Raw genomic sequence first — 26953 nt, 5'->3', positions numbered from 1 at the left:
AAAAGAGCAGGTGGACTGATTATTTCCTTTACCTGTGCTGATGCTTGGATGTAGAAGCTTTCCACCCACTCGCTGCGATTGAGCGCATTCCTTTTAGTTTGCCGCCGGTTTTCGACAGCGACTGCTTTTGTCGCAGCGTTTGCATTTACCTGGATCTCCGGGGCTCAACCTGCCTCGGGTACATCGCTGCGCTTCACGGGCACGAATGACTACGTCAGCGTTCCGCACAGTCCGGCATTGAACGCCTTCCCGCTCACGATCACCGCCTGGATCAAAACGGCGCGCGTGACGAACCTCGTGGATGGCGTGATCACAAAATACTTCGATGCTTCGTTCAACGGCTATTCACTCAACATCCGTAACGGAAATCTCTATGCCTGGTACCTGCGCGGCGGAGCCAATGGGGTTCTCAGCAATCCGTTCGGGGTGGATGGCGGGTTTATTGCCGATGGCCAATGGCATCACATCGCCTTCGTAATTTCCCCTGTTTCGGGTTCGATCTACGTGGACGGCAATCTTCGCGTCACCGTCGGATGGACTGGAGTGCCCGGCCCGCCGACGGGAACCGAGCCCCTCCAGTTTGGCCGGTATCACAACTATCCCAACAGTTTCGAAGGGGAACTTGATGAGGTCACGCTTTGGAATCGCGCGCTGACAAGCGGCGAGGTGAATTACCTCAAGCATCGCGTGCTGCAGGGTTCGGAAGATGGATTGGTGGGATGCTGGCGCGCCGACGAAACGGCCGGCAGCGCAGTCAATAATTCTGCAACCAACTCTCATCACGGGGTTGCGTTGAATGGAGTTTCACGGCCTCCGTCCTATGCGGCGCTCGCGCTGCGAACGATTGCGACCAATGCCATCCGCTTCAATGGCGTGAGCGGTTTCGTGCAAGTGCCGCATTCCGCGGCGTTGAATTCCTATCCGCTCACTGCGCAAGCCTGGTTTCGAACCACGAATGCGACCCCGGTTTTCGTTGGCGTGCTGAGCAAGTATGCCGACGCCACGGGGAACGGATGGGCGATCGGAATCCAAAGTGGCCGCGTGCGCGCGTTCTATTATCGAACCCCTGCCGATTCTGCACTCGACGTGCACACCGCGCCGAGCGTCGCGGACGGCGGATGGCATCACGTCGCGCTTGTCGTGGATCCTCCAGGCGGCCGGATTTACCTGGATGGAATACTCGTGGGATCGAGCGCATGGGCCGGCACTCCTGGCGCGACAACATCGACACAACCCTTCCAAATCGGGCGTTACGATATTTCCGCAATCCACTTCACTGGCGCCATTGACGAAGTGGCAATCTGGAGTCGTGCGCTGTCTGCCAGTGAAATCCAGTTGGGCCGTAATCGTCCGCTCGTTGGGAACGAAGCGGGACTGGCAGCCTGCTGGCACATGGACGAAGGCGCTGGCACGACGACTGTTGATGCGTCAGCGAATCTCCATCATGCAACCCTTGTAAACAGTCCGGCGTGGGTTGGGTCAACGGCTTACCTTGGAGACGGTTCAACGCACCTGATTGCGTCTCCCGGCGTTCCGACATTCGCCCGGCAATTTGCCATCAGCACCGCTCCTTCCCAGAACGCATTCACCGTCAACGCCCGCGGGTTGATCCGGAGATTCCACGACTTCGCCTCGGCGCCGGCGGATCAACTTGTGACGAATCGGCTGCAAGCTGCGTTACGGGTTGCCGGCACGGGTGCGCCCATCGAGATTCAACCCGCGAGCTCGGCTGTGGGTGCGTTAATGCCGGCCTATAACGCTTCGGCGCCGCAGCCGTTGAGCGCTGGAGTTCTCGCGCAATCCAGCGTCATGTCACTGTTGCCACAGCCAGGAGTTCAGCTCGATTCCGTGAACCTGCTGTATGAAGCGGTGGTGACGCTATCTCACAACGCGAATGGGAGCGCATTTGTGGTCGATGGGTCCGACACAACGCAACCAACGCGTTTGCTGCACTTCAATGGTCATCTCATGCATGGGCCTGTTGACAGCATCTTCACCAACCTCGCGGTGCCGCCTTCGCTGGCGGCGGCCTTTCCACCGACGCATCAGCGCCTTTCCATTCAGATTTCCGCGAACGGCGGGTACCTGGTCCTTGCGCCAGCCGTTCGTTTTGGTGGTCCGGCGTTTCTTGTTGACCTTGGGGTGAATGGCACTGCGACCAACGTCAGCGGCGCGTTCAATCTTGCATCGGCCGAGCAGTTCTTTGAAACGGCTGGCGTGCGTTATCGTTTGCCGGGATTGCAGCTGCATTCGGGGGGCGCCACTGCGGGCCGCATTGAAGCGTGGTTTCCAACGGGGTTTGGGATGCAGACGACGACGAATAGCCGCGTGCATTTTCCGTTCGCCACCCGAACCAATATTGTCCTGACCGGCAGCCTTGTTCCCACAGTTGCATCGATTTTCTTCACCGCAGCTTCCTACAACACGGATTTGCTCTGGTTTTCCGAGGAAACCAAGCCGCTGCTGTTCGGTGCAACGCAGGTGGAATGGCGCATTCCGCAGGGCGAATTCCATGTCGCGCAAGCGGAGTCGGTTCAGTTCGTTCGCCAGCAGGAGGATCGCCAGCTCAGCGATCTGCGCGGTGTCCTGGTGGAGCCGCTGGCGGGCGATCGCGTTTCGAATGACGGTTATTACCGCAATGCGGTTGCCGTTCCTGGCGCTCCGCTGCTCGTCCGACCCGGCCCCCACGGCGCCGCTCTGGTGACCCTGCAGGTCGACTTGCAGGAGAACGAGTATCGGCCGCACTTTCCGTATCTCAATCGCAACATTGCCGGACATCTCCCGATGATTGACGGCGCGCTGGTTGTCACGAACGATTTAATCGACACGGCCTCGAGTTACGTGCTGCTCGCGGGACCTGCGCCAATTCCGTATGCGCGCGATTGCTCGCCCGAGGCGGGATGCTCTGTGTTTCCGACAATTGGCTTGCAGGTGCTGAATTTCACGGGTCCGCCGGGACATTTTGGGCTGCCTGAGTTCACATTCACACAGGACGGCGGGCTGCTCGCGTATGGATCGATTCCGCCAACCAACCTGACGTGGGGTTTCATTGGGAGCGCCACTTACGCCCAGCGCACTTCTGATGTCCAGCAAGGCGCCTATCACATTGCCGGGACGTTCCTGCGAGGCGACCAAACGGTGTTGCCCGCAGTCCAGCGTCCCGGGGCGCTGCTCTTCTCAGGCTGGGGTAATGCAACGAACCTCAATTATGTCGAGCGTCCGGGGACACCTGCTTACGCCAGCGGTTTCGGCAACTACGCTGGATTGAATTTCCGCGCACCCGCGCAGGGCCGCAGCTTCATTGCAGGACAGGACACCGGTTCTTACCCGCTGACGCCCCGGTCCAAGTACTATGCGCGATTCGGCGGAGTGAGCGGCATTCATGAATCGGCGACGTTTCCGTCCACGATGACCCTTTACGGATACGCCTTCAGCTTCACGAGTTATCGGCTGTCGTATCTGGACAGCGAGAATTGGGAGTCCAGGACGGACGGAGTCATTTCCCTGCCGCATCCTTCCAATTTTCCGGTGGAATTTGAGAGAATGAAGTTTCTCTGCCGCGGCAACCTGGATTCGGCGCGCCTTCCCGCGAACATTCCGGCGAAGCAGATGGTTTATTGGAACACCGCGATCAAGCCTCTCAGCCTGCAATTCAAACCGCGGGCCGGCAATGCATGCAGCCTGACGGAGCGGTATCTGGTGCTGGGAGTGGAAACCAAACTGCCGTTCATCCCGCAGGCGTTTCACACGGCGCTCGGGTTCAAGAATAATGGCAATCTGACGACGCTGGCGACGGGTGTGGAAGGGGTGGATTCGCGGTTCCCTGTTCCTGCGCAGCTCCACCTGCAGGGCCCTGGCGGCAGCACCTATCCGCTCACCACTGCAGCGGCCGGATACTTCAACAATTGGGAAACATCCGGGCGGCCGGAGGCTGGCTTCTACAGCCTCGTGGGTCGCATCCGCGTGCCGTTCTTCCGCGATACCAAGGTGCATCTGCACGTCACGCCGACGAGTCCGACGAACTCGCAAATCTCCATCATGGGCGGATGGCCATCGGAGGAAGGCATCACCGCGAATCGCGGATGGCGCAGCGGCACGCAGGATTACTTCAACACGCCCGGGTTCGATCCGCAGCACGATGCGTGGCCTGGCGGGGCAGTGGCTGCGTATCGGAATTCACCCGACGAAAGTTTCCGGCCGCGCGCGCAACGCAATTGGATCGATGTTGCCTTGTTCGATTATCCGCTCACCTGGAATCCCGTCTTGCGGCAGTTTTCCAGCTTTGTCGATTCGCCCGTTGTATTGCCAGTCATCGATGTCGACAGCCGTCTGAAGGAGCTGACTCCCGGAAAGGTCGACCTTGATTTCGCGCAGGATCTCAACCTCCAGCTTCCGCGCATCAAAGTCCTGGATTTTGCAAACGACGCGTTAAACGAACTTAATGGGCCGTTAAATTCCGTGTCGAACGCGATTCGCGCCCAGCTCGGTTCGGCATTGAATACTGCGGGGCTGACCTCTGGATTTCGGAGCCTGCAAAATGCGCTGCGCGAGAATTCGGAGGGTTTCTTCCGCCCTGTGCTCGAACCCGCGCTCGATCCCGTTGTAAACAGCCTTTACAATGCCCTTTCTGCCGAGCTGGCCGTTAGCAAAGCAAACCTTCTCGCGAAGGCTCCTGCCATTGTGACCGCGAGCAGCAACGGCCTGCAGAATGCAGTGCGTGACCTGAACGGAACGATCGGGCAGGCGAATTCCATTTTCGGCCAGCTCAACCGCGCGCTGCAGGATGCAGATGACACGCTCGGGTTGTTCATTCGCGTTCTGGAGAAGGACAGCGGGGGCAAACGTCATGTCGTGCGCGCGATCATTCAAAAACTCGCGGCCGATCAGGGCCCCGTTCTCGGCTTTGCGGCAGGTTTGGCGGATTCCCTGGTGAACGGCCTTTTGAGCGACCTGGAACCGACGCTCGCCAAGGTTGAAGGCGAACTGCGACAACTCCGGAACGAGTTCAATCAGGTCCGAATGCAGGTCGGCGGGCTCGCAGCCGACAATGATTTTGCCGAGGCGCTGAATCGGGCCAACCACACGGCTGCCACTCTTGGCAGCTACACGCAGCTTGCCGCGGCTACGCTCTCGAATCATCTCGCAGCGGTTGTCGGGCCGGCCGGCGATTACTTCATCGCTGATCCTGCGCGCGCCAGGCGGGAAATTCGTGAACGACTCGTGGTTGCGTTTCTCAGTTCACAGGTGTCTTCGGATTACCAAACGACACTGCGTCAGTTTCTTTACGACAAGAATTTCCTCCTCGACCAGTTGATGGACGTCCTCTTTGACCAGGTCAACCGATCGATCCGTGATGGGCTCAGTTCGCAAATCGCCGGCGCGACGGATGGATTGTTCCAGAACATGAAGGGCGGCGGCCTGTTGAGCGGCTCACTGTTGTCGGCAAAAATTCGGGGCGCGCCCACGTTTGAGGGCGACTCGCTCCGAAAGATTCATCTCGATTCCGAGATCGAGATGAACATGCCCGACTCGATGAAGTTCATGGCTTACATGGACATCAAGGAACTCAATTCGCAATCGACTGCACTGAGCTGCATTCCCTCGGGCGCTCCGGCGGCGGAAGTGACGCTGGGGGCGAAGGATATTCCGCTCGACTGGCTCGGCGTGAGTGGCGGGACCCCGTTGACCCTGAGCATCGAGGCGCGATGGACATTGCAAAGCGGGGCTGTGCTGGGTGTGGGCGGATCGCTCGAAGTGAAGGGGAAGGTCGGGTTCAAGGGAGTCAGTCTGAACGATTTCGGCGCGTCGCTTGCGATTGGCCAATTGGAAAATTACTTCGCCGCAAAGGCGGGCGCCACGGTGGTGATCCTTGGAATACCCGTTGATTTTACGGCCGGCATTTTTGCGGGAAAGTCCTGTTCCATCGATCCGCTTGTGTTCATCGATCCCGAGGCGCCCAAGGTCTTGATCGTCGCGATCTCCGACTTCAGCGGGATCTATCTGCAGTTCGGCGGAGGGTTATCATTGTCCGAGATCCTCTTTGGAACATCCAGCTGCCTGCTGGATATCGGGGCCAATGTGACGAGCGCGTTGTATTACCAGGGTGGTCCCGCGCTTGGCAGCATCGGTGGCCGCCAGAAAATCACGGTGAACGTGGACCTGATCTGCATCATCAGCGCGTCGGCCGAATGGGCGACGGCGTTCCGGCTCGACAGCATCGGACGGTTGACGCTGCAGGGTGAAGCGCGCCTGTGCGGAAAAATTGGCTGGTGCCCTGTCTGTCTCAAGGCATGCAAGTCTCTGACCGTGACCGGCACGATCGGCGATGGCGGCATTGATTACGAAGTGGATTTCTAACCGTGCGATGAACGCGATCCGAAAACCGAATGCAGTGCGACAGTGGATGGCCTCAAGGGTCAATTTTCCGGGGCTGGTTCATTGGTTCTCCGCCCTTCTCCTTTCGATCGTGTGCGTGTTGAACGGATCAGCGCAAACGCCGCTTTCAAATCTCCTGTACACCGCCGGCACAACCATCAACAGCGCCGGGCAGGAACGCAGCTACATCGTGCTGGATGCTGTGGATGGAGTCGCCGCCCGCGGCAAGCGATTTGCAGTTTACGGAAAAGCCGGAAACCCGGCGGCTGCCGGGACTTTCACTTTGCGCGGGATCATGGCGCGGCAGACTGCAGCTCCGGCAATCAACAACCTCCTGAATCAATCCGTTGCGCTCGGGCAGAATCTTTCGACTTTGAATGACGCGCTTGGATTCCTGCTGCGCGATGTTCCAGGAATAACCAACCAAACTCCGGCGCAAAAGATCGCGACCGCGACCGCGGCGGCAGCCACAGACGCGGATCTCGATGAGGCGCTTCACCTGCTGGGAACGGGCAATCCTGGAATGCAGCTTGTGCTGGGTCGTGCGTTCACGGAAGTGATTGCGTCGACGACAACCTACGAGCTGCGTGAATTGGATCCTGTGACCGGCGCAGCAGGCGATGTCGCGGGACGTGTCACAGTTACGCCTGGAGCCGTCGTCGTGCTTCCCGCGCCGGGCCGCCCGTTCCAGGTGATCACCAATGATCCGAGCGATCACCTTCGTGTGCGCCTGCGCTGGGGCACGCCGCCAGAGCTGCGTCGATTGTCGGTGTTGAACTCTGGCTTTGATGTCTGGCGCATTCCACGTGCTGCGGCGGAAGCGGCTAATTTTCATCTCACACCGCCTGCATCTGCTCAGCTCTTGAGCAATCCCAACTTCGCGCGGGCGAATCGCGGCAGTGTGGTAACCACCACGGATTACGGAACAGGCAGCGGGCCGGGTCATGCCGATGATCCCAGCGATCGCGTGACCTATTTTTTCTCGGACGATGGACGGAGCACGAGCAGCACGTTCACTGATGGGCAGGAGTTCTATTACTTCGTGACTGCGCGCGATCTGCTCGGGCGGCCCGGTTTTGTTTCACCGGCGGGACTCGCGCGGGCGTGCCGTAGAATTCCTCCGGGTCCTGCCACGGATGTGCGCGTGGAGAACGCGGTCATTCCCGGATCGACGAACCTGCCGCGATTGCGGGTCTTGTGGCAGCAGAACACAAACGCCGCGGATCAGGTGCATCAGTATTGGGTTTATCGATGGATCAATCCGTCCGCGATGTTCACCAACGAATCCCGCCCGTTCAGCAACCGCATTGCTGTGGTTACCCATGCGGCGGGAACGATGCAGAACGCGTTGCTCGACAACACGCCTGGCGCGTTTACCGCCCCCGGTCTGAGCAACAGCTGGTATACGGTCCGTGCGGCAAGCATTGCTGCATGTGATCCGTTGCTGTCGCCACACGCCGGCCCCGCATGGGGGGTGTTGCGGCAGCGCGAAGGTCCGCCTGCGACCACGGGAACCGTCGTTGGCAGTTGCGGCACTCCCGTCGTCGACTTCCAGGGTTTCGGGACGAACAGCAGCATTGGCGAAACCCAAACCATTCGCCTCAGGCTGACCTGTGTGCGGCGCGACCGGGGGATCGCATGGGTGATGTTCAACATCACCAACATCGTGAATTTTGAGGAGCGCACCATTGGACCGCTCTATTTCCCGCCCGACAGCGACACACTGCAGTGGGACTACGATTCGCCTGCGCTGATCTCGAGCCAGACGCGGACGATCCAGATCGGCTGTGTCGCAGGCACCGCCTATGACAGCGTTTCGCGCGAGGCGATGGCTGTGGTGAGCTATCCCTTCCCCGCAAACCAGCAGCGCGAAGTCATCTTCTATGCGGGCCAGCTTTTATCGACGGTGTTGAACTCAGCGGATCCCCTGTACGTGGCATTCAATGGGCGGCAGACACAATGCCTGCCTGCCAGCAGCGTTGTGCCAGATGCCAGCGGGATGGTCGCGATGCGGTTCAACTTCGGCGGCAACCCAACCGCGCTGATCCAGGCGCTAAATGGAAATACATGGACCGATGTTGCGGTGGTGACGCCTGAGCCGGACGGCGTTTACTGGGTTTCGTATCCTGCGTGTCTTGTGGGACCGGTGCCTCCATTTCGAGCGTGCGTGGTGAATCTGCCGGACGCGGGCGATTGCCCGGAACACATATCGGCTGCCGCGGATTCACAGCCGACCGCGATCCTGCGGATACGCTTCCGGCTGACGTTGCGCACTGCTGAGTATCGCGTGTATCGGCGCGTTGACGAGGGGCCGTTAACCCTCTTCGCGCAGGGCGCGGCGTTGTATGACCCTGCCAACCTGGGAAAAATCATTGAAGCGAAGGATGAAGCCATGCCACCGAGCGCGGCACGCTTATGCTATTTCGTGCAGCTTCTGGATCAGCATGGAAATGGCAGTCCCTTGTCGTTCATTGGTTGCAAGAATGTGAAGCCCGGAAAAATTCCGAGGCCGGTACTGGCCGAGCCGCAACCCATCGGCAATGTCACCAATCCGCAGGTTGTGTTGAACTGGTTCTGTCCGACAGCGGGGGTGTCGCGTTTCCAGTTCAAAGTGGCGCGAGCTGACCAGCCCTCGGCCGGGACCAGCAGCGGATTGATCAGCGCCAGCCTCAAGCCTTACGCAGCCTACAAGGCGGCCAGCGCGTTTGCAGGACTGCTCGCGGGGCAGCTCAAGTACATCTCGTTCACCGAGGCGCATCTTACCCCGCTGATTGGAGCGGCCTTCGGGCCGGGGCCGCAGTTCACGATCACCGCGACCGTGCTGCCGAATCTTCCCTATGACATTTCTGTGGCGCCCGTCGACGAGCAGGGAAAGGTGCTGGACAGCGCAACGTCAGAAGTCTGGCGGTTCACATGGACTCCGCCCGTGGTGCTCGCAACCGTGCCGTGGCCGCAGCGGCCGCTTCCGCCCGCGCAGGACTTTGATGTTCTCGAACCCGGCGAGAGCCCTGATTTCTGGCCGCGGGTCGCCGCGACGGCGTTTCTTGATTTTCAAGGGGCGCACGAAGACAAACTTCGGCCGGTTGGAATTCGGATTGGACGCATCGACAACAGCCTGAACCCTACGCCGAATATTGGCACAACCAACTTCATCTTCTACAACGGTGCGAATTCCATTCTCAATCCCGATCCCCACATGGGCCTGTTCCGAAGCAAGTCGCGCGACGCATCGCGTGCAAACGAGCCATTGCTCCCGCTTGTCATTTACAGGCAGCAAGTAACCAATGCGCTGTTCCCCAGAGTGTCGGGAGATGTCGTGCAGGTTTCCCCGATGATTGAGCGGATTCCATGGATCAGCATTTCGGGTGGGCGCACGGTGATCATTCCGGACAGGTTGTTTGTGCTGCGGGGCGAGACGTATAACGACCATTCGTATTATCTGTTGTACGTGCGCGATCAGCAGCCCGTGCTGGCTGGGGCGCGCTACGCGTATTTCGTCGTGCGGTTCGATCGCCAGCGTGAAGTGCAGGAGATCATTCCCGCCGGCGAGATTGAACTCCCGCTCAATCCATTGAATGGGAACTGACGTGAAAACCCTGAACTATAACTGGCGCCTTGATGCCCCGCGGCTGTCGCTTTGTTTCGCCGCTGCATTGGTCGCACTGTTCTTGCCGCCGCTGTCTGCGGCTCCGTTGGTGTATGAAACGGCGGATGAGTTTCACGCTTCAGGTGATCTCAATGGCGATGGCCTGGCGGACGTGCTCGTTCTCGACAAGGCTACGGGCAACGTCCGAGTCGGACATCATTCTGGAGCCGGTGTGCTGACATGGTCGGGGCCCATTGCCAGCGGGGTGGAATCGGTGGGGGCACTCGCGATTGGCCGGTTTACTGCAACCAACCGGGAAGCGATCGCGGTCACATCCCCGACGCTGAACCGCGTGCAGCTCATGACCGTTTCAAACACGGTCGGGATTGTCACAAGCATGAGCCCGTCCCATCCCGGAACCACGCTTCTCGTTGCGCTCGATTCGCCTTATGGACTGGCCGATGATCGCGATTGGCTCTCGGCCGGATCTCATGACCCTGGCATCATGCTGCTGGATCTCTTCGCGTTTCTGGCTGATGGGATCGCAACGTTCAGTGACCAGATTGCGGCGGAAGGTTTTCTGGATTCGGGACGGCTGTTTCGGCGGAGCCCAGGCGATATCTCGCTTGTGGCAGCGATGCGCCGGGGCAGCAATGACACGTTCGTCGCTTACGCCTTTACGAATACGGCTGCTCCCGTGCTGGTGCGATCCAATCTCCCGGCGGGAAGCGAATTCGTGTATGGCACCTTCCACAACGAACCCCACCCGCGCGTGCTGTTTTTCGTTCCGGGCCAGTCCAACGTGATGGTTCATTCAATTGTTGCGTCGCCTGGCGGTTTCCAATTTGGGCCAGGCACCGCCAGCGCGTTTCCATCCGCCGTTCAGCAGATTTTCATCGTGGAGGAAGCCACGAACAGCATGGCGGTGGTGAAATTCGGGAACGGGGTCGCGGGCATGCGCCCGAGCGCAGGCGGCCTGCTGGAAACGGTCTACCAGTTTGGCAGCGGCACCGCGACGAATGTGAATGCAGTGGTCGGGCTTGGCACGGGCCGATTTGCAGTCCTCTCCCGCAATTCCAATTCTGTGAGCTCGGTTTCGGCCCAGGTGTTTTCGCGCGTGGGAACGAACTATGTGGCACAAGCGACGACGCCGTTGCCATCCATCACGACAAGCTCAACGCGCGGGAACGTTTGGCTGTTTCAGGCTGAACCGTTTCTATCGAGTGCCGCGAACATGATTGGATCACTCGCCGCCCCGGTTTGGAGCAGTGGAGTTATTGGCTTCCCGGGTTCGCTGTCGGTGCGTGTCGAGGCCGACACCGGCACTGCAACAGGGCTTGGAAATCCGGCCACCAACAACTTTGGCGCCCCACCGGCGGGCACCGGGTACGTCCTGGCCAATCAGTATCGACCCGACATTTCGTTTTTCGGGTACGCGCCACCGCGAACCGTCGTGCCGTCCGTAATCACGATTTCTCCGCCGCCTGGCAGCTATGGTCCGCCGGTTCAAATCTCGTTTGGAAAGCATAACGCGGCGGATGAGGTCTTTTATCGGATCAATTTGAACGGCTGGCAGAATTACACCGCGCCGTTTGCTCTCACCAACGATGCTGCGATTGAGTATTACGGCCAGAACCTGTCAGGGGAGCGGAGCACAATTCAGCTCGCAAGTTACGACCTGGGAAGCACCAATCCTCCAGCCGAGCCGTTGATTGATCTTGATGGCGAATCAGGGACCAACACGCCGCCCGTGCTGAGTACGAATTTCCTGCAAATCTCGGCAAGCGGCACGGTGTTTTACAGCCGTCGTTCATCGCTGGCTCAACTCTCGGGTTTTCAGGGTCCATCGCCGTACCTGTCGTTTAATCAAGGGCCGTTCAGCGGACCGGGCTTCACCTACCTGCACCTCGAGAACTTTGAGGACTCTGCGTTCAATGTGCCCGGCGCCTCGGCAAGTGGCGGATGGATCGTCTCAGGTGTGGGTGCCGATTCTTCGGACCCGGGCGGACGGTCCTACTACTCAGCCGGCCAGACGACGCTCACGATTACGTTTAATCGGCAGGCGCTAGGCGGACGGCTGCCGACGCACGCGGGCATTGTCTGGACAGACGTAGGACAGGGTTCAGGAGTATTTGGAAACGGGAATGTGACTTTCACGGCATTGGATGCGAACGGCGCCTCGTTGGGAACACATTCGGGTTTTGGATTGGGAGATTTTCAAACGGGTGCAAGCCAGGGCGAAGACCGGTTTTTCGGGATCGTAAATTCCGGCGGCATTTCAAGCATCACGATCTCGATGCCTGGAAGTGGCGATTGGGAGGTCGATCACCTGCAGTATGGGCATGTCGACACAAACGTTCTGCATGGATCCATCTGGGCGATTAATTTGGATGGAAGCGGAGAAACCTTTGTTACGCGGGGTCACAAGCCGCGCGTCAGTGATGACGGCCGCAGAATGGTTTTCCTGCGCGGTGATCTCTGGCTTCGTGATCTTCAGACTGGAATAGAAACGCCGTTCTTCACAAACGCGAATGCATCGATCGTTGGGTTTGACTGGCGCCGTTCGCAATCAGACGTTGTGTTTGATTATGGCTGCAGCATTTGGACACGGTCGCTGGGCGGGAACGTGAGTTCCGTGCCGTTTCCCACCGACTGTTTTGCTGACGCGCCTGTAGCCAATCCCGCCAACGATCGCCTCGCCTATCACGTGCTGGGGCCAAACGGTCCGCCGGGGATTCACACGACACCGCCCAATTGGAGCGCGCCCACTCTGTTGCCGCTGCCGGTTCGCGGTTGGCGCTGGCCTGCATGGTCGCCGGATGGCGGGAGTCTCCTGATCGCAGATGGTGAATTCAGCACGATCGAAAATCGTGGGACGAACCTTTGGATCGTCAATGGCGACGGCAGCAATCTGCGGCAAATCACAGCGCTATCGGCGCCGGGGGATGGATTCCCAAGAGGGGCAATTTGGAAACCCGACGCAACCTGCCTCGTTGGTTCGGGACGGATCGGCGGCACTAATGGCTTGTGGGTCATTCCGTTGGCAGCGAATGGCGAAGCGTGTCACTGCCTGCCGCGCCTGTTGCCAACGTCGCCAGGGGATCCAATCGACTTTGCGGGTTCCATCGTGGTCGCGCAGGTTCCGCAGCCCGTTGCGAATTCAGGGTTATTCATCCGGCTGGAGCCGAACGCGGCAGTAGTTTATTGGAGCACCGATTTCGAAGGATTCACGCTGGAGTATACCACCAACCTGCACAACGCGAGCTGGACCGCGTTAACCGGCCCCTACTTTTTGAATGGCGGTTATTACGAATATCGCGAACCGCGTTCCTCCCTGGCTCACACCAGGTATTTTCGGCTGCGTTATTCCGGCGTGATGATTCTGACGCCAGCACAACCCCAGCTTTCATTGCAATCTGCGGGCAGCCAGAGCGTGCTGAACTGGCCGCTCGCCTACGCAGGCTTCGCCGTTGAGGTTGCAACGAACCTCGCCCCGAACGCGGTGTGGCGTCCGTTGCCGGGCCCTTACGCCATCACGAACGGAGTGTTTGAAGTGCGGAGAAATGTACGCACGAATGCCGCGGAGTACTACAGGCTGAAGTGGTGAGGCATTGAACAGAAGCGCGGGCTTCAGCCTGTTTCTGTGTGAAAGATAAGGGGCGCATCTCATTTTTTGAGGAGCTGATTGGGAAGGTTTGTGATATAGGCGATGGACATGAGCAACTGCTGTGTGAAATCGGTTCCTCCCGACAGCAGTTTGAAGGCGTTTGGCCAGCCGTTATTGGATTGGCAAAAACGCCTTGTCGCCGGCCTGGACCGGAGCATCGATGACCAGGGCCACACGTTGGGCCACATCGAGGAAGAAATCGCACGCAGAACGCGTGATTTGGAGCGCACCGTCGCCGAAGAGGTTGCGCAGAAGAAAGTCGACACGGCACCGCCTCTCTGTCCGGTCTGCAAAGCCAAACTGACCCGCCTCACACATGGTCACAAACGCACCATTCAAACGCGCTTTGGTCCCATTACCATCCAGCGCAGCCGCGGCTGGTGCCGCAAATGTGAGGAGTGGCGTTTTCCCGCCGACGATCTGCTCGGCATCGCCGAGGGTGGTAGCGCCTCTCCTTCCGTGCAGGAAATGGCGGCGCTGGTGGGCAGCAAGATGCCGATCGCCGAAGCAAGCGCCGTCATGGAACGGCTGACCGGAGTGGAATTGCCGCCAGCCACACTGCACCGGGAGGCTGCCCGGCAGGGAAAACGCGCCCAAGACCTGCGCGATCAACTCGATGCTGCGATGCAGACCGCCCTTGGAACGGCTCAGAAGGTGCGTGGTACCGAGGACGGCAAACCCTTTACCCTCGTCATAGAGATTGACGCCTGGAACATCCGGGAACGGGATGAGTGGGGCCAGACGGAGCAAAGGACCCGGGCCGGACAGAAGCCGGAAAGATGGCATTGGGTATATGCAGCGACGTGCTTTCGCCTGGAGGACCGGATCACCAAAGGTGAGCGGGCGGTCATTTGCAGCCGTGGCACGGTGATGACGCGAATGGGTATCGATGCATTGAAAACGCAACTGTGGGCCGAAGCGATGCGGCACGGTCTTGGACAGGCAGCGCGCGTGGTGGTGATTGCCGATGGAGCCATTTGGATCTGGAACCTGGTGGAAGATCGCTTTGAAGGCGCCGTGCAGCGGCTGGATCTATTTCATGCCAAGCAACACCTCTGGACAGTGGCGCAAACGTTGTATGCGGATGAGCCAGAGAAGGCGCAGGCATGGATCAAGCCGCTGTTACGCGATCTGGAGCGTGACCGCGCCCAGAGAGTTATCTCGAATTTGGAAAGGGAGTTGCAGAACCTGAGCGGCAGCGATCGGGACAAAGTGGAAAAGGAGATCAATTACTTTGGATCCAATCTGGATCGGATGCGTTACCGTGAGGGCGGCAAACGGGGCGAACCGCTGGGCAGCGGCGCGATAGAATCGACGTGCCGGCAATACCAATGTCGATTCAAACGTCCCGGGCAGTTCTGGACCCGTGAGGGAGATGAAGCACTGATGTGCTTGGAAACATTTTGGCGCAATCGCAGATGGGCATCCCTGTTCCCTCATTCCGCCCCACCTGACCTTTCCAGAAACTGAGATGCGCCCAAAGATAAGCCACTTGCGAAAATTGGCTTGCGCACTTCCCAGCTCCGCGTCCAAGCGCGCGAACTAACTCACCAGCCTCAAGTGGCGAATTCTGAAAACGGCGCCTTGGGGCTCGTTCGCGAGGCATTCAATCTCCCATCCGTGCGCCAGGACAATCTGCTGCACAATGGCGAGGCCAAGGCCCGTTCCCTTCTGATGCGTTGTGAAGTATGGCTTGAAGATTTCGCTGCGGCGCTCTGGCGGAACACCGGGTCCATTGTCGCGCACTTCGAGGCTCGCCTCCGAACCTCCTTGTCTTTGTGAGCTGATCTCGATCTGCCCGCCGTTGCCCAGCGCCTGGACTGCATTCAAGACGAGATTAAACAACACCTGTCGCAGCATCTGCTCGTCCGCTTCGATTGTCAGCGGCTCCCCCTTCACTTCGAGCCGGATGCTTTTTTCCTCGATATCGTAGTTCAGCGCGCGCGCGACTTCCTGTTGGACCGACTGCAGGGCAACGGGTGTTCGGCGCACTTCCCGAGGACGGGAGTAATTGATGAACTCGTTAAGTTGCGCGGTCACCTTGTCCGTTTCGTCGATGATCGCGCGGGAACGTTCCCGCGTGTCGGTGGAAACGTCCTGCTGTTTTGAAATCATCTGCGCCATGCCGCGGATGATATTGAGCGGGTTGCGCGTTTCATGGGCCAGCCCTGCTGCGGCGAGATTCATCTCCTTGAGGTGCGTGTTCATCTCGCTGGCCCTGACCAGGCGCACCTGCAGTTCGGAAGACTTGAAAAGATTCCGCCAGGTCAAAGCCGCGCCCAATACCGAGATGCCGGAGAAAAACACAATGATCGCCCGCATGACTCGATCGTAGTGAATCAGTTCCAGGTAGCTATCAGTGGAAATAGCGATAATGAGGCCGTGCAATTCGCGGCGCTGAATTGCTGCCTGGTATTCCGCTTCGTTCAGGCCGCGCGCCCAGAACGGACGGCGGGGCGGCCGTTCACGCGGTCCTTCCTGGTCTCGACGTGTTTCCGTTCGTTCCTTGTCACCACTGCGCTGGTCATCGGAATCCGAATCGGATCGTCCTTCGCGACGTCCGCGGCCGCCGCGAAAACCGTCGGGAGGCGGGTTGTTTGTGAGATCACGAAAAGGAGGGACCACGACGGTGGGTGCGGCGTTGGTTCCTTCGTGTGTCACCGGCACCCCGGCCACCGCGAATTCCATTGTCACCGCTCGTTGACTCCAAAGGCCGCTGACCGGCAGGACGGTGTCCCGATTTAATTCGATGGTCGGCTTGCCCGCTGCAGCCAACGGCTCGTTCGCGGCGTTGAGCAGCGCAATCCATACGATTTCGGTGGAACGCGTAAGGCGGTTGGTTCGGTCATTGACGAGTTCCTTCAACACGGGTTCCAGCCGGTCGGACAGAACCACTGCGCGATATTGGAGGCCGCGGATGAATGCCCCGAGAGTATCCGCCACTTCCCGTGCCCGGCTCTCGAGCCCGGTTTGCGCGACCTGCTTGACTCGCCGGTGCTCCGTGATCTGCCAAACGATGACAATCGTCCAGAACGCAAAGAGCAGAGCGTAAACGAGCAGGTTGCGGCGGGGATGATGCATGGCTGGAGAGGGGTCCCTATGGAGTCTTCTTCACGGGGACGCGCTCCAGGAAACGATCCAATTCCTCTTCGGAAATCGACTTGTTGATGAGCGGATGTTTTCCCTGTTCGCGGGTGCTCAGGGCAGCAAGCTGGCCTGGAGCCTCCACAATGTGCGGGGTCAGGAAGATCAGGAGTTCCGTCTTGGTGCCAGCTGTGGTTTTGCGTTTGAAGAGATTTCCGAGGATTGGAATATCGCCAAGAAACGGCACCTTGCTTTCATTCGACGCCTTGTCGCTGGCCATCAATCCGCCGATGACGACAGTCTGCCCGTTGGGCGTGATCGCAACTGTGTCGGCGCGGCGGATATCGATCGCGGGCGCGTTGACGCCCGCAGAAATGGGCACCGACACGTTCGGGTTGAGCTGGGATGTTTCGGGGGAAATGATCATCTGGACCATGCCGTCCGAGGTGATGTATGGGGTGACCCGCAGGATGATTCCAATCGAGGTATAGGAGACGCCATTCTGCTGGGCACCGAGTGCAGTGAAGTTGACGCTCGTGATCAATGGAACATTCTGGCCGATTTGAATTGTGGCAGGCTGGCGGTCGCGGGCGAGAATTGAGGGCCGCGAAAGCAACTGTGCCTTGCCCGCCTGTGCGATGGCGCGAAGCGTTGCCTGGAAGTCGCTGCCGAGGATCTGGTAAACGCCGGCGCCGGGTGTTTGCGACCCAAGCGCTGGAACCGCCTGGCCGGGGCCGACCGGGAAAACGTTCGTGACAATGCTGTTCAGCCCATTCGCGCCGAAGACCGTCGCGAGATTGTTCGTCATTCCATTGCCGATGTTCTTGCCATACGCGCCTTCGATTCCGATGTCACGGCCTTCGGTATGTTGCACCTCAAGGAATACCACCTTGATAAGAACCTGCGGCCGCGGAACGTCGAGATCAGCGAGGACCTGCCGGATTTGTTCGATCGTGCTTTCGTCGCCGATGACAACGAGATTTCCGGAATCATCGATCGACACCTGAGCGGCGCCGACCTGGTTGTTTGGGGTGTACTGGCCGGCGGCCCGGGCGCGATTGGCCTGGTTGCCGCCCTGGCCGCCTCCACCGAAGCCGCCAAACCCGCCAAAGCCACCCTGGCCTTGAGCGTGAACAGTGAACGTGGCGAGGCAGCAAGCGAAGAAGCCGGCAAGGCAGCGCAGAGTTGAGGGTCGATTCATAGTGTTAAGTTTACCGAGTGGGCGGTGAGAATTACCGCAGACTCCCGCCAAGATTACCGCCGCCGCCTCCCCGGCCGGTGCCGGTGCCGAAGCCCTGGTTGTTCTGGTTGTTGAGATTCTGCTGAATCCGTTGCTGGAATGGACTGTTCTGGCTGTTGCGTGCGTTGCGAGCCGTTGTAGTTCCAACCGTGTCCTGGAGCACCGAGAGGACCTCATTCGGATCGGCGTTGTTGATGCGGAAGACCTGCATGCGCTGGGCTTTGCCTGGTTGATCGAGCTGATCCACCATTTCGGTGATCTGCTCCATCAGATCCTTGGTAGCCGTCACGACGACTGTCGAGGTGCGGGCATCAGCAACAGCAAGAACTTGATTTCGCTTGCGGATGCGGTCGGACTGCGGATTGGCGCCACCGGCCTGATTGCCGCGACCTCCTCCTCCGCCGCCAAATGCGGCTGCAAAGCCTGCGAACCCACCACCCCCACCACCACGTCCGCCGCGATTCCCAAACCGAATCGGTGCCTGCGCTGTTCCCGTCTGATCGGGAAACAATCCCGAGAGCAGTGTTGCCATTTCAGTGGGATCCGCGTGGCGCAACCGGAAAACCTTCACCTCGGTGACATCCTCGGCGCTGGAATCAATTGCCGAAATGATTTCCACTAGGTGACGAATGTTCGCCTGCGTGTCAGTGATCACGATGGAATTCCCGGCCTGGTTCGCGATGATCCGCGCGTTGGATGATACGAAAGGCGAAATGTCACTGACGAGTTGGGCTGCCTCGACGTAGCGGATCGGAATGATCTGGGTGACCATTTCGTCGTTGTTCGGAATGGACTCGGGCGTGTTGCCAACACGGACCGGGTTGCTCAGCATCGCTGTGCTCTTGTCCATGATCTTCAACGTGCGATTGCCGCTTCGCACCGCTGCATAGCCATTGCGATTCAAGACCGAATTCAAAAGGTCGACGGCTTCGTCGCGGGTCATTGGCTGGCCGCTGATGACATTCACGGTTCCACTCACGCGGGTGTCGTATTCGATGATGAATCCCGCAGCTTCGCTCAGGTGGTTCAGCACGAGTTCGATGGGCGCATTGCGGAAGTTCAGTTTCAATCCGCCGTTCGTGCTCACGATCCCCTGCGGCGGCTCTGTTTCCGCTGCCGAGGTGTTTGCGGCGGGCGCGCTGGGCGCCTCCGCAACTTGAGTGGCACTTTCAATTGCGCCGCCGGCGGTTCGGGCCGGGGTTGATGCGCGTTCCTCCTGCGCAGCCACATGCATGACGGTGGTGGTGCTAACAATCGCGGCCAGCGCGATCATGCGCACGCCAATAACCAATGCTTTTGTCTTCATGATATCAGTTCCTGAATTGTCCATCCTGGCTGTTAACCGCCCGGGCCGGCTCTCCGACGCCCCCTTGGGAAGATGCCTCCTCAGGCTCGTTGGTTTCCTGATTCGGCAACATCCTTTCGCCAGCCGGTGCCAGGCCAGGGGCGGGCGTGTCGTCTTGAGGTGTGGCTTGAGTCGGGTTCAGCTCCGATGGCGGCATCATCCCTCCCGGCACCTGCGGAAGGCCGCTGGCTTGGCGTACCGGTGCTCCACCCTCCTCCTGCAATCGCCGCAACATCAGCCGCGCCACAGGATCGTTCGGATCCAGGTTGCTCAGGTCAGGGGCGGGGCTGCTTTCCGCGGCAGAGCCCCCTCCTGATGAAGCGGGTCCGCCGGTTCGAAGCGACCCAAAGCTCCGCCCGTCCCCAACGTCCCGCAGGCGGTTCCCCGAATAGGAGCTGACGGTGCCATAGCTCGGTTCCGCGGGATTCCACGAGCCGTCCTGCATGCGGCGCATTTGCATGCCGATGCGAAGCGACACGTCGTTGGTGCCCGATTCCAGTTTCACTGTGCCCTGTTGGATCTCAGTCACAGTGAAAGTGGCAATGCGATCCCCGGTTCTTAACGCTTTTCGATAGTCCGATCCCGAGCCGTCGAAGAACGCGAGCAACTGGTTGGAATAGCTCATCGTCCCGACGAGCGAAAAGGTATCCACAATCTGCGGAGGACGCGGCGTTGCGCGCACCTGTTCGCGAGCGCGGCGGTTCGGGTCAAAAATGTTGCGGTTGTTGATGATCTGGAAAGCCGAAAAATCGGTGCGGCGGCCCTGCGTTGCAGGCGCGTTCTGGGCCGCAAGGACGGGCGACGTTGCCGCGATCAGGATCAGGCTGGATGCAGCGAGTCGTGCGTTGTGAAGGATCCGCGTCATGGTTGTTGAGGGGTCAGCACCAGGGCGCTGACCTGCGCTCCAAGCGAGAGGTTGCGACCTGTGTTGTCCCGGGACGTAATGTCCACTGAATCGAGCTTCAATCCAAGCGGGCCTTTCTCGATATTGTAAATAAACCGTGCAAGCGCCCAGAGAGTGCCTTCGCCGTTAATCCGGCAGACGAGGGTCTTGAATTGTTCGGAATCGTTCTTCCACTGGGGCGTCAGGCCCGAAAGGCTTGCGCCGCTTTCCTGTGCCCAATCCTGCAGGGTCTTCAGTAATTGCTCCTGCGCGAAGGACGGGTTGTTCGGCAGCGTGTTTGTCCGCATTGATTCCCATCGTTCGCGAACGATCTCCTCGCGCCGGATCAATGCGGATCCTTCGGTGATCTGTGTCTGCAGGCGGCTGATCTCACGCTGCCGCGATTGCCAGAGCTTTACACCCGGGCCGTAGAGCAGCTTGTCGCCGATGAGCAGCGCCGCCATCACTCCGACAGCCACGATCAGCAGTTTTTGGCGATTATCGGTTTTCATTCAGGGGTGAGTTGACACGGTATTCAAAAGAGAATTGCACGGGCGACTTGCCGCGCGTCTGGGGAACGAGATCGCTCACACCGCTGTTGGTTCCCAGGTGGTGAACCGTGCGAATCAGCGCCGCATAATTCTCCGCATTGCCCGAGCAGTTCACCTGGTTCATGTCGCGAATCTCCAAGGTTCGCGCGGTGACGCTTCCGTCCTCCGGAAACGCCGAGGTTAGCTGTCGGATGATGGTGAGGCAGCGGAAGTTCTCGTCGAACCACGGCCGATACTGGCTGATCTTGGCGGTCATGCTTTCCAGCGAACGGACTTTCGGTTCGATGGCCTGCCATTGTCCACGCAACGAACTGAGGCGCCATTCCTGGTATCCGAAAGCTCCCGCAATTCCGAACAGCAGCAGCGCCGCAACGGCAGCCAGCTTGCGCAGCCGGCCGGGCGCGTATTTCGAAGTAACCCTCTGCCATGCCGATACCTTGGGCGGAAGGAATTCGAAGCCTGACGTGCGCCGCGTCAGGTAAAGGGCCGCCAGGTTGAACGCGCTCCCCACGGCGGTGTCGGCAGGCAGCGTGCGGCCGAATTGATCCGGCGGATACACAGCGATGGCTTCCACTTTGAGTCCCGCGGGTTCGAAGCGCGGACGAAGGTCATCTGCCAACCGGCGGGCGAGGTCGCGCGGGCCGTAAACCCGGATGGCTTTTACGGATTCACGCAAGTCAGCCGGCAACTGTCCGAGCGTGATGCGCGCCTCGCGTCCGATCAGGTCGCCGTGCAGCACGCGTCCGCCGTTGCCATCATCGAGGGTGCTTTCGAGCGCCCGCAAGGCTGCGACTCCGCCGCCCGCGGCTACCAGGAGGCCCACGTGGGTTTCCTCAATCGACAGCGCGAGCACGCCAGCGTCGGCCGCCATTCCCGCATGGAGAGCGGTCAGGCCGAAGGAAAAGCTGACCGGGCGCAGTCGGGCGTTGCGCAACACTAATTCCAGGCGCTCCACCTGGACGCGCGGGATGCCTATGAACGTTGCGTGCTGCTGTCCCGACGCCGAGTTGATTCGCGAGGTGGAGAGTTGCAGGGTCGCGACGTCGGTTGGGAAACCACGCTCCAATTCAAGCTCGAGAAAGTCGGCAATGTCGGCCTCCGGAATTTTCGGAATCTCGGTATGTGCTGCAAGCGCCCACCGCAAGGGCAATGCAACGACGCAATGCCTTTCGCGAACGTTGGCGGCTTGCAGGTGATTCAAGATTTCGCGCCCGGCGAGTTCCGTCTCCGCAGTCATCGGATCGAGCGCCAGCGTGGCGGAAAACCGCTGCAACACCTGCAACGATCCATTATGGCGCCGCAGGACGACACCTTCCAGGCGGCTGCCATCGATCGAAAGACCCAGCACGCTGGACGGCGTCTTCCGTTTCAGGAAATTGACTGCAATGACTTTGTTCATCAGGGCTCGGTGCGTTGAAGTTCGAATTTGCTCATCGTGTGTTTCGCGTGACCCAGGTTTGCCGCACCTCGCGGCCCAATGCCCATCCCAGCCGGCTGAGATCCTGGCGATAAATCACCTTTGGGAATCCTTCGCTTGTATCGAACACGACGCGAACGCGACGATAACCACGACCGAACGGGCCGAGCGCTGCAATATCCGCACTCACCTGGTAGGTGCGGGCCGTGATGTAATCGCCCTGTGCGAGAGCCTGCAGGCTGCTGTTGCCTGAACCCAATGCGTCAACCACCCACGCGAAGGTTCGATAATCCACGAGCGTGGATTCCCGGAAATTCACCAGCTGTAGGGCGGTGTCATAGTTCATTCCAGGCAAGCAGGCGAGCACGCTGACGGGCGCGGTGTTTACGTTGACCCGCCCGATCGTAAAGTCGTTGGTGCTGGCCGTAAGATCATCATAAACCATCGCAAACTCGTCCGCGTTCATGCGGCTGCGCGTATAGAACTGCAGGAGGCTGGCAACAGGCGGGACCGTGCCGTCCTGTCCGAGGGCTCCCACTGCATTCGTAATTTCGCGGGCACGCGAGACTCCGAGGCGCATCTCGAGCAAGGCGACCAACTGGGCTGCGTTATTGACGTTGGTGAGCGCCGATCCGTCAGGACGCGTGTTGGGCTGGTAACTATGGACCGTGAAGTACTCGGTCCAGCCCGGATCCGCCACGCCATTGCCGTTCAAGTCTTCTTCGTTGGCATCCAGGATTCCGTTCTGGTTCAGGTCCTCGCCTTTCAGCCATTGCGGCAGCGCACCATAAAGAAGGCGCAGTTCGCCTACTGTTTCGAACGGCGCATGCTTGGGCAGGTAACCGTTCTGGCTGTAATTCAGCGAAGACCCATTCACATCGTTGGTGCTCCGCCAATCGATGATCGCTTCCGCAAATTCGTAAGTCATGTTCGGCACGTTGGACACCAGCATTTCTGCCGTAAGCCAGGGAGCGTTCAGGTCCAGTTTGGCGCATTCGTCCGCGAGGGCGAAGTGCGGCTCCGTGCTGATGGTTGTGCCGTTGTTGCGACCCACCAGCCAGAAATGCGCATTCTCCTCCGGCACCAGCGACAATCCGAGCGACACCGCCTCAGCGGCATACTCGCCGACCTCGGGAAAAATCCCGTTGGTGCCATAAACCCCGAGAATCATGGCGACGTAGCGGGCGCCGCCTTCGATGGCCTGCTCGGCCGCAAAGCCGGACGAACGATTGTCCGCGGCGCGCATTTCAAGCGACATCGAATTCGCAAAGTAGATTGAAATGCTGATCATCCCGATTGTGATCATCAAGACGATGACAAGCACCGAACCCCTGCTGGTATGCGGGCGGCGCGCCAATAATGGACAGAGCGGCAAATTCATTGGGTGCTTCCTGCCGCTACCTGGTTGCTTCGCACCTGTGATGAAATCGGCACCACCATTTCCAACTGGCGCGGGTCCGACTGCCCATCGTGGCTGGCGAGCGTGATCCGCATTCGAATGGCGCTGGGCAGGTTGGTGTCCATGACGGAAGTATCCCAGAAATCCCGCCATTGCTGTCCGTCATAACAGGAAAACTGAAGGCTTTCGACGCCGCTGAGCAGCCATTGCTCTTCGGGTTGGGGAGTAATTGTCGCAAGCAGGTTCCGCGTAATAGTCCGGTAAAGGTCGCTTCCCGGTACTTGCCGATTACCGCCCATCCGCAATCCGTAGCTGACTTTCTGAACTTCGCTCCACGGTTGGTCATCGCGGACAATTCCCGTGGTCGTGTTGAATTCGATATCGACTGGCATGCTGACCCCAAGGCTCGTCACGTTGCCGGCTTTGAAGGTTCCCGTGATCAGGCCGCCGGCAGTGGGAGGCACGATTCCCTGCAAATCGCGCCGCATTGTGGCCATGGTTTGTTGAATTGGCAGCGACTCCTCGACGGCGCTGATCGTCCTCTCACGAAGGCGTTGCGTGGTAAAGAACACTGCGTTGATCGCAACAATGACCGTGGCCATGATGGCAATTCCCAGGAGCAGTTCAATCAGCGTGAACCCGTTGGATCGGCGCGGGTTTGTGGCGCTGCTGTGGTGATCGCGAACCCAGTTCATGGGAGGGCCATTCCTCCGAGCCCCGGTGCGTTCGCGAGCGTATTGAGGCGGACATTGTATGGCCGCCCGCCCGCATTGAATTCCACCTCTGCAATGAGAAGGCGCATCACCGAATCGACGGGCCAGTTTTCATTTTTGATGTTCCAGCGATATTCCAATCCGTTTTCGATCACGGTCCCGCTCAACGCTGATTGCAACCAGTTCGTCATCACGATGGTTTCGTTCAATACACGGTCCGCGACGCGCGTGGCTTCGGATTTGCGCACGCTCACCTCGCCCGCGAGACTCGCGACGCGATAGGCCTCCACCGCAACGGGAATGACAATCGCCATGAACAGCATGGCCGCGAGGACCTCTGCCAGCGTGAACGCCGATTGGCGTTTCCGCATCGGGAATGGCGCGCGCGCCCGCTTAAAATTGGCCTGCGCGAATCTCATATCCCAGACGGTTTGTGTATTGCATCAGCCAGAGTGTCTCGCCCGTGGCCGACATGATGCGCACTTGCGTGGGGCTCGCCTCGTCGGCAGTGCCGTCCGGCAGAAACCGAATTGCCGCGACGCTCCGGCCGTTCAGCGAGATCGGCGCCGCGTCCATCGCTTCAAGCTTCAGGCTCGAATCGTGCGAAAAGGACTCCGCCTTGGGATCGGGTTCAATTGAACCTGCAGCCTTTGAGGCATCTTCCAGTTGCAAGCCGTACTCGCCCGCCTGGCTGTCGATCCAGAGGAGAACGGGAAATCCTTCCGAAATCGCGCGGCTCTGTCCGGCGTGCGTTAGCGACAGCAGTTGCCGCGCTTCGGAACTCAACGCGCGACCACGAAAGAATTTCGACAGGGAAGGCGCTGCGAGGGACGTAACGATTGCCAGCAATGCCAGAATGAGGATTAGTTCAATCAACGTGAACGCGGCGCGACGGCCAGCGGTTCGCCCTACCAAGGACGTCCCGTGAGCGCTGCGAATGCGTTCAAATTGAAGCGTCGTCATCGAGACTACCTCTTCGTCCAGCTTGTGATGTCGTCATCCGTCCCGGGCTGCCCATCGGGCCCATTGGAGGAAATGTCGTATCCTGTCGTATTGTAGCGGCCGGGCGACGTGTAAACGTAATCGTGGCCCCACGGATCCTTCGGCAGGACATCGGTGTCGAGGTAGGGCCCCTTCCAATTCTGGGCATCGCGCGGCCGTTGAATCAAATCCTGCAGGCCGTTCTGGCCGCGGGGATAATAACCATTATCGAGCTCGAACGTGCTGAGCGACGTCTTGAACACAGAGATTTGTGTCGCAGCTGCGCGGAGTTGCGCGTCCTGGGTTCGCCCCGCCATTTTGGGCACAACAATCGCAGCGAGAATTCCAAGGATTGCGAGCACGAGCAGCAGCTCGATCAGAGTGAATGCTGCAGAGGCGCTGCGGCTCCTGATGCGTTGAGTGATTAATTTCATATCCGTTTTGTTTGCGTTATTTGATGTGATCCTGAAGCGAAAAGATCGGCAGCAACATGCCGATAAAAATCGTTCCGATGAAACCCGCGATCAGAAACAACATGGCCGGTTCGGCAAAGGCCACCGCTGTTTTTAATTGGCGATCCAAATCGCCCTCCGTGACGTTCGCAATGCGCACAAGCTCCACATCGAGCCGCCCGCTCTCCTCCGCGACAGAAATCATCTCCAACACGGAACCGGGAAACAGGCCGCGGCATTCCGCCAGGCTTTCGCCGAGCCGTCCGCCTTCCTGGACGCGCTCAATCGCGCGTGAAACGGCATCGACGAGAATCTGGTTTCCAATCGATTTGCGCGCGACATTCAGCGCCTGAACGAGCGGGACCCCGGCTCCCAGCAACGTCCCAAGCATGCGGCAGAAGCGGGCCATCGCAAATCGAGCCGCCAGCGGCCCAACGATCGGCGAGCGCAGCATCACGCCTTCCCAGACACGCCGTCCGGTTTCCGAGGTGAACCAGTTCCGCAACAGCAAGGCCAGCAGCACCACGCCAAACGCCACGAACAATCCGTAGGATCGAATGACGTGGCTGGTGCCGACGATTACCTGCGTGATCAAGGGAAGGTCCCCGCCAAAGCCAGCGAATATTTTCTGAAATCGCGGAATGAAAAACACCATCAGGAAAACCAGCACTCCCAACGCGAGGACCAGCAGGATCATCGGATACAGCATGGCCGTCATGACCTTGGACTTCAGGTCCTTCTCGCGCGCCTGGAAATCCGAAATCTGCGACAGCACGAGGTCAAGGAACCCGCCCGTCTCCCCCGCCTGCACCATTGCGGTATAAACCCGTGGAAACGTTTCCGGCGACTTCGCCATGGCATCGGCGAGCGACATGCCGTCCACAACGCGATCGTGAATTTCCTTCCACTTGGCGGACACCATCGGGTTGGAGGATTCGCGGTAAAGAATGACGAGGGCGCGGCTGAGGGGAACACCCGCGGCGAGCAGGCTCGAAAGCAGGCGCGTGAAATTCTCGAGATCCTTGGCGCTGACCTTTTTCGATTGGAAATTCAGCGAGAGCGCGCCGGCGTCTGCGGACTTCGCTGGGGCGGACTGGCCGTTTGTTTTAGCGGGTGTGCCGTTCTTCTCGGCCAGGCTGACAGGCCGCAGCCCGAGGATTTCAATCTGCCTGAACGCATCGTGGCGCCCCGAGGCTTCAAGCTGCCCTTCCGTCATGCCGCCATTCGCGCGAACTGCCCTGTATTGAAAGACAGGCATGG

General features: G+C 59.4%; 16 protein-coding genes. 4 read left to right on the top strand and 12 right to left on the bottom strand.

Annotation, left to right across the window (positions count from 1 at the left end; translation table 11 throughout):
* Window positions 1-78 precede the first annotated feature (78 nt).
* The 4 genes from VEH04_08505 to VEH04_08490 all read left to right on the top strand — a co-directional run bounded on the left by VEH04_08505 (window position 79) and on the right by VEH04_08490 (window position 15098).
* Window positions 79-6357, top strand: coding sequence for a LamG domain-containing protein (locus tag VEH04_08505; protein HYG22808.1), 6279 nt, complete (start codon window positions 79-81; stop codon window positions 6355-6357).
* A 7-nt stretch (window positions 6358-6364) separates the two neighbouring features.
* Window positions 6365-9961 (top strand): hypothetical protein, encoded by a 3597-nt coding sequence (locus VEH04_08500; GenBank protein HYG22807.1) that lies wholly within the window; start codon window positions 6365-6367, stop codon window positions 9959-9961.
* A 1-nt stretch (window position 9962) separates the two neighbouring features.
* Entirely contained in the window at window positions 9963-13568 is a 3606-nt protein-coding gene (locus VEH04_08495) for a hypothetical protein (protein ID HYG22806.1), read from the top strand.
* Between the two features lie 108 nt (window positions 13569-13676).
* Window positions 13677-15098 carry an ISKra4 family transposase gene (locus VEH04_08490; protein ID HYG22805.1) on the top strand — a complete coding sequence of 474 codons (1422 nt, stop codon included), beginning with the start codon at window positions 13677-13679 and terminating at the stop codon, window positions 15096-15098.
* 72 nt (window positions 15099-15170) lie between these two features.
* On the opposite strand, the gene VEH04_08485 is transcribed toward VEH04_08490, so the two are convergent.
* From VEH04_08485 to VEH04_08430, 12 genes are read right to left on the bottom strand one after another with little or no spacing between them, the layout of a single operon-like run.
* Window positions 15171-16709, bottom strand: coding sequence for an ATP-binding protein (locus VEH04_08485; GenBank protein HYG22804.1), 1539 nt, complete (start codon window positions 16707-16709; stop codon window positions 15171-15173).
* Between the two features lie 16 nt (window positions 16710-16725).
* Window positions 16726-17913, bottom strand: coding sequence for a hypothetical protein (locus tag VEH04_08480; protein ID HYG22803.1), 1188 nt, complete (start codon window positions 17911-17913; stop codon window positions 16726-16728).
* Window positions 17914-17944: 31 nt separating this feature from the next.
* Window positions 17945-19258 carry a secretin N-terminal domain-containing protein gene (locus VEH04_08475; protein HYG22802.1) on the bottom strand — a complete coding sequence of 438 codons (1314 nt, stop codon included), beginning with the start codon at window positions 19256-19258 and terminating at the stop codon, window positions 17945-17947.
* A 4-nt stretch (window positions 19259-19262) separates the two neighbouring features.
* Window positions 19263-20162, bottom strand: coding sequence for a hypothetical protein (locus tag VEH04_08470; GenBank protein HYG22801.1), 900 nt, complete (start codon window positions 20160-20162; stop codon window positions 19263-19265).
* The gene (locus VEH04_08465; protein HYG22800.1) at window positions 20159-20692 is read right to left on the bottom strand and encodes a hypothetical protein; all 534 of its coding nucleotides are present in this window, start codon (window positions 20690-20692) and stop codon (window positions 20159-20161) included. The genes VEH04_08470 and VEH04_08465 overlap by 4 nt, the downstream gene beginning before the upstream one ends.
* Window positions 20679-22130, bottom strand: coding sequence for a hypothetical protein (locus tag VEH04_08460; GenBank protein ID HYG22799.1), 1452 nt, complete (start codon window positions 22128-22130; stop codon window positions 20679-20681). The genes VEH04_08465 and VEH04_08460 overlap by 14 nt, the downstream gene beginning before the upstream one ends.
* A gap of 31 nt (window positions 22131-22161) precedes the next feature.
* Window positions 22162-23529: a hypothetical protein gene (locus tag VEH04_08455; GenBank protein HYG22798.1), complete on the bottom strand. Its 1368-nt coding sequence runs from the start codon at window positions 23527-23529 to the stop codon at window positions 22162-22164.
* On the bottom strand, window positions 23526-24242 hold the full coding sequence (locus tag VEH04_08450; GenBank protein ID HYG22797.1) for a GspJ family type II secretion system protein: 717 nt from the start codon (window positions 24240-24242) through the stop codon (window positions 23526-23528). Before VEH04_08450 ends, VEH04_08455 begins: the two co-directional genes overlap by 4 nt.
* Window positions 24239-24679, bottom strand: a complete 441-nt coding sequence (locus VEH04_08445; GenBank protein HYG22796.1) for a type II secretion system protein — start codon at window positions 24677-24679, stop codon at window positions 24239-24241. Before VEH04_08445 ends, VEH04_08450 begins: the two co-directional genes overlap by 4 nt.
* Entirely contained in the window at window positions 24654-25223 is a 570-nt protein-coding gene (locus VEH04_08440; protein HYG22795.1) for a GspH/FimT family pseudopilin, read from the bottom strand. Before VEH04_08440 ends, VEH04_08445 begins: the two co-directional genes overlap by 26 nt.
* Before the next feature lie 5 nt (window positions 25224-25228).
* On the bottom strand, window positions 25229-25675 hold the full coding sequence (gene gspG / locus VEH04_08435; protein ID HYG22794.1) for a type II secretion system major pseudopilin GspG: 447 nt from the start codon (window positions 25673-25675) through the stop codon (window positions 25229-25231).
* A 16-nt stretch (window positions 25676-25691) separates the two neighbouring features.
* The gene (locus VEH04_08430; protein HYG22793.1) at window positions 25692-26951 is read right to left on the bottom strand and encodes a type II secretion system F family protein; all 1260 of its coding nucleotides are present in this window, start codon (window positions 26949-26951) and stop codon (window positions 25692-25694) included.
* Window positions 26952-26953 lie beyond the last annotated feature (2 nt).

The organism is Verrucomicrobiia bacterium (genome assembly GCA_035629175.1).
In the GTDB taxonomy this organism is placed as follows: domain Bacteria; phylum Verrucomicrobiota; class Verrucomicrobiia; order Limisphaerales; family DASXHY01; genus DASXHY01.
This window is presented reverse-complemented; position numbering and strand designations above follow the sequence as displayed.

What these genes read in the sequence shown, in the direction of transcription:
- VEH04_08500 (HYG22807.1), top strand. Translation starts at nt 6,365, where the DNA reads ATGAACGCGATCCGAAAACCGAATGCAGTGCGACAGTGGATGGCCTCA.
- VEH04_08475 (HYG22802.1), bottom strand. Translation starts at nt 19,258, where the DNA reads ATGAAGACAAAAGCATTGGTTATTGGCGTGCGCATGATCGCGCTGGCC.
- VEH04_08460 (HYG22799.1), bottom strand. Translation starts at nt 22,130, where the DNA reads ATGAACAAAGTCATTGCAGTCAATTTCCTGAAACGGAAGACGCCGTCC.
- VEH04_08445 (HYG22796.1), bottom strand. Translation starts at nt 24,679, where the DNA reads ATGAGATTCGCGCAGGCCAATTTTAAGCGGGCGCGCGCGCCATTCCCG.
- VEH04_08480 (HYG22803.1), bottom strand. Translation starts at nt 17,913, where the DNA reads ATGAATCGACCCTCAACTCTGCGCTGCCTTGCCGGCTTCTTCGCTTGC.
- VEH04_08450 (HYG22797.1), bottom strand. Translation starts at nt 24,242, where the DNA reads ATGAACTGGGTTCGCGATCACCACAGCAGCGCCACAAACCCGCGCCGA.
- VEH04_08430 (HYG22793.1), bottom strand. Translation starts at nt 26,951, where the DNA reads ATGCCTGTCTTTCAATACAGGGCAGTTCGCGCGAATGGCGGCATGACG.
- VEH04_08485 (HYG22804.1), bottom strand. Translation starts at nt 16,709, where the DNA reads ATGCATCATCCCCGCCGCAACCTGCTCGTTTACGCTCTGCTCTTTGCG.
- gspG (HYG22794.1), bottom strand. Translation starts at nt 25,675, where the DNA reads ATGAAATTAATCACTCAACGCATCAGGAGCCGCAGCGCCTCTGCAGCA.
- VEH04_08465 (HYG22800.1), bottom strand. Translation starts at nt 20,692, where the DNA reads ATGAAAACCGATAATCGCCAAAAACTGCTGATCGTGGCTGTCGGAGTG.
- VEH04_08490 (HYG22805.1), top strand. Translation starts at nt 13,677, where the DNA reads ATGAGCAACTGCTGTGTGAAATCGGTTCCTCCCGACAGCAGTTTGAAG.
- VEH04_08440 (HYG22795.1), bottom strand. Translation starts at nt 25,223, where the DNA reads ATGACGACGCTTCAATTTGAACGCATTCGCAGCGCTCACGGGACGTCC.
- VEH04_08470 (HYG22801.1), bottom strand. Translation starts at nt 20,162, where the DNA reads ATGACGCGGATCCTTCACAACGCACGACTCGCTGCATCCAGCCTGATC.
- VEH04_08455 (HYG22798.1), bottom strand. Translation starts at nt 23,529, where the DNA reads ATGAATTTGCCGCTCTGTCCATTATTGGCGCGCCGCCCGCATACCAGC.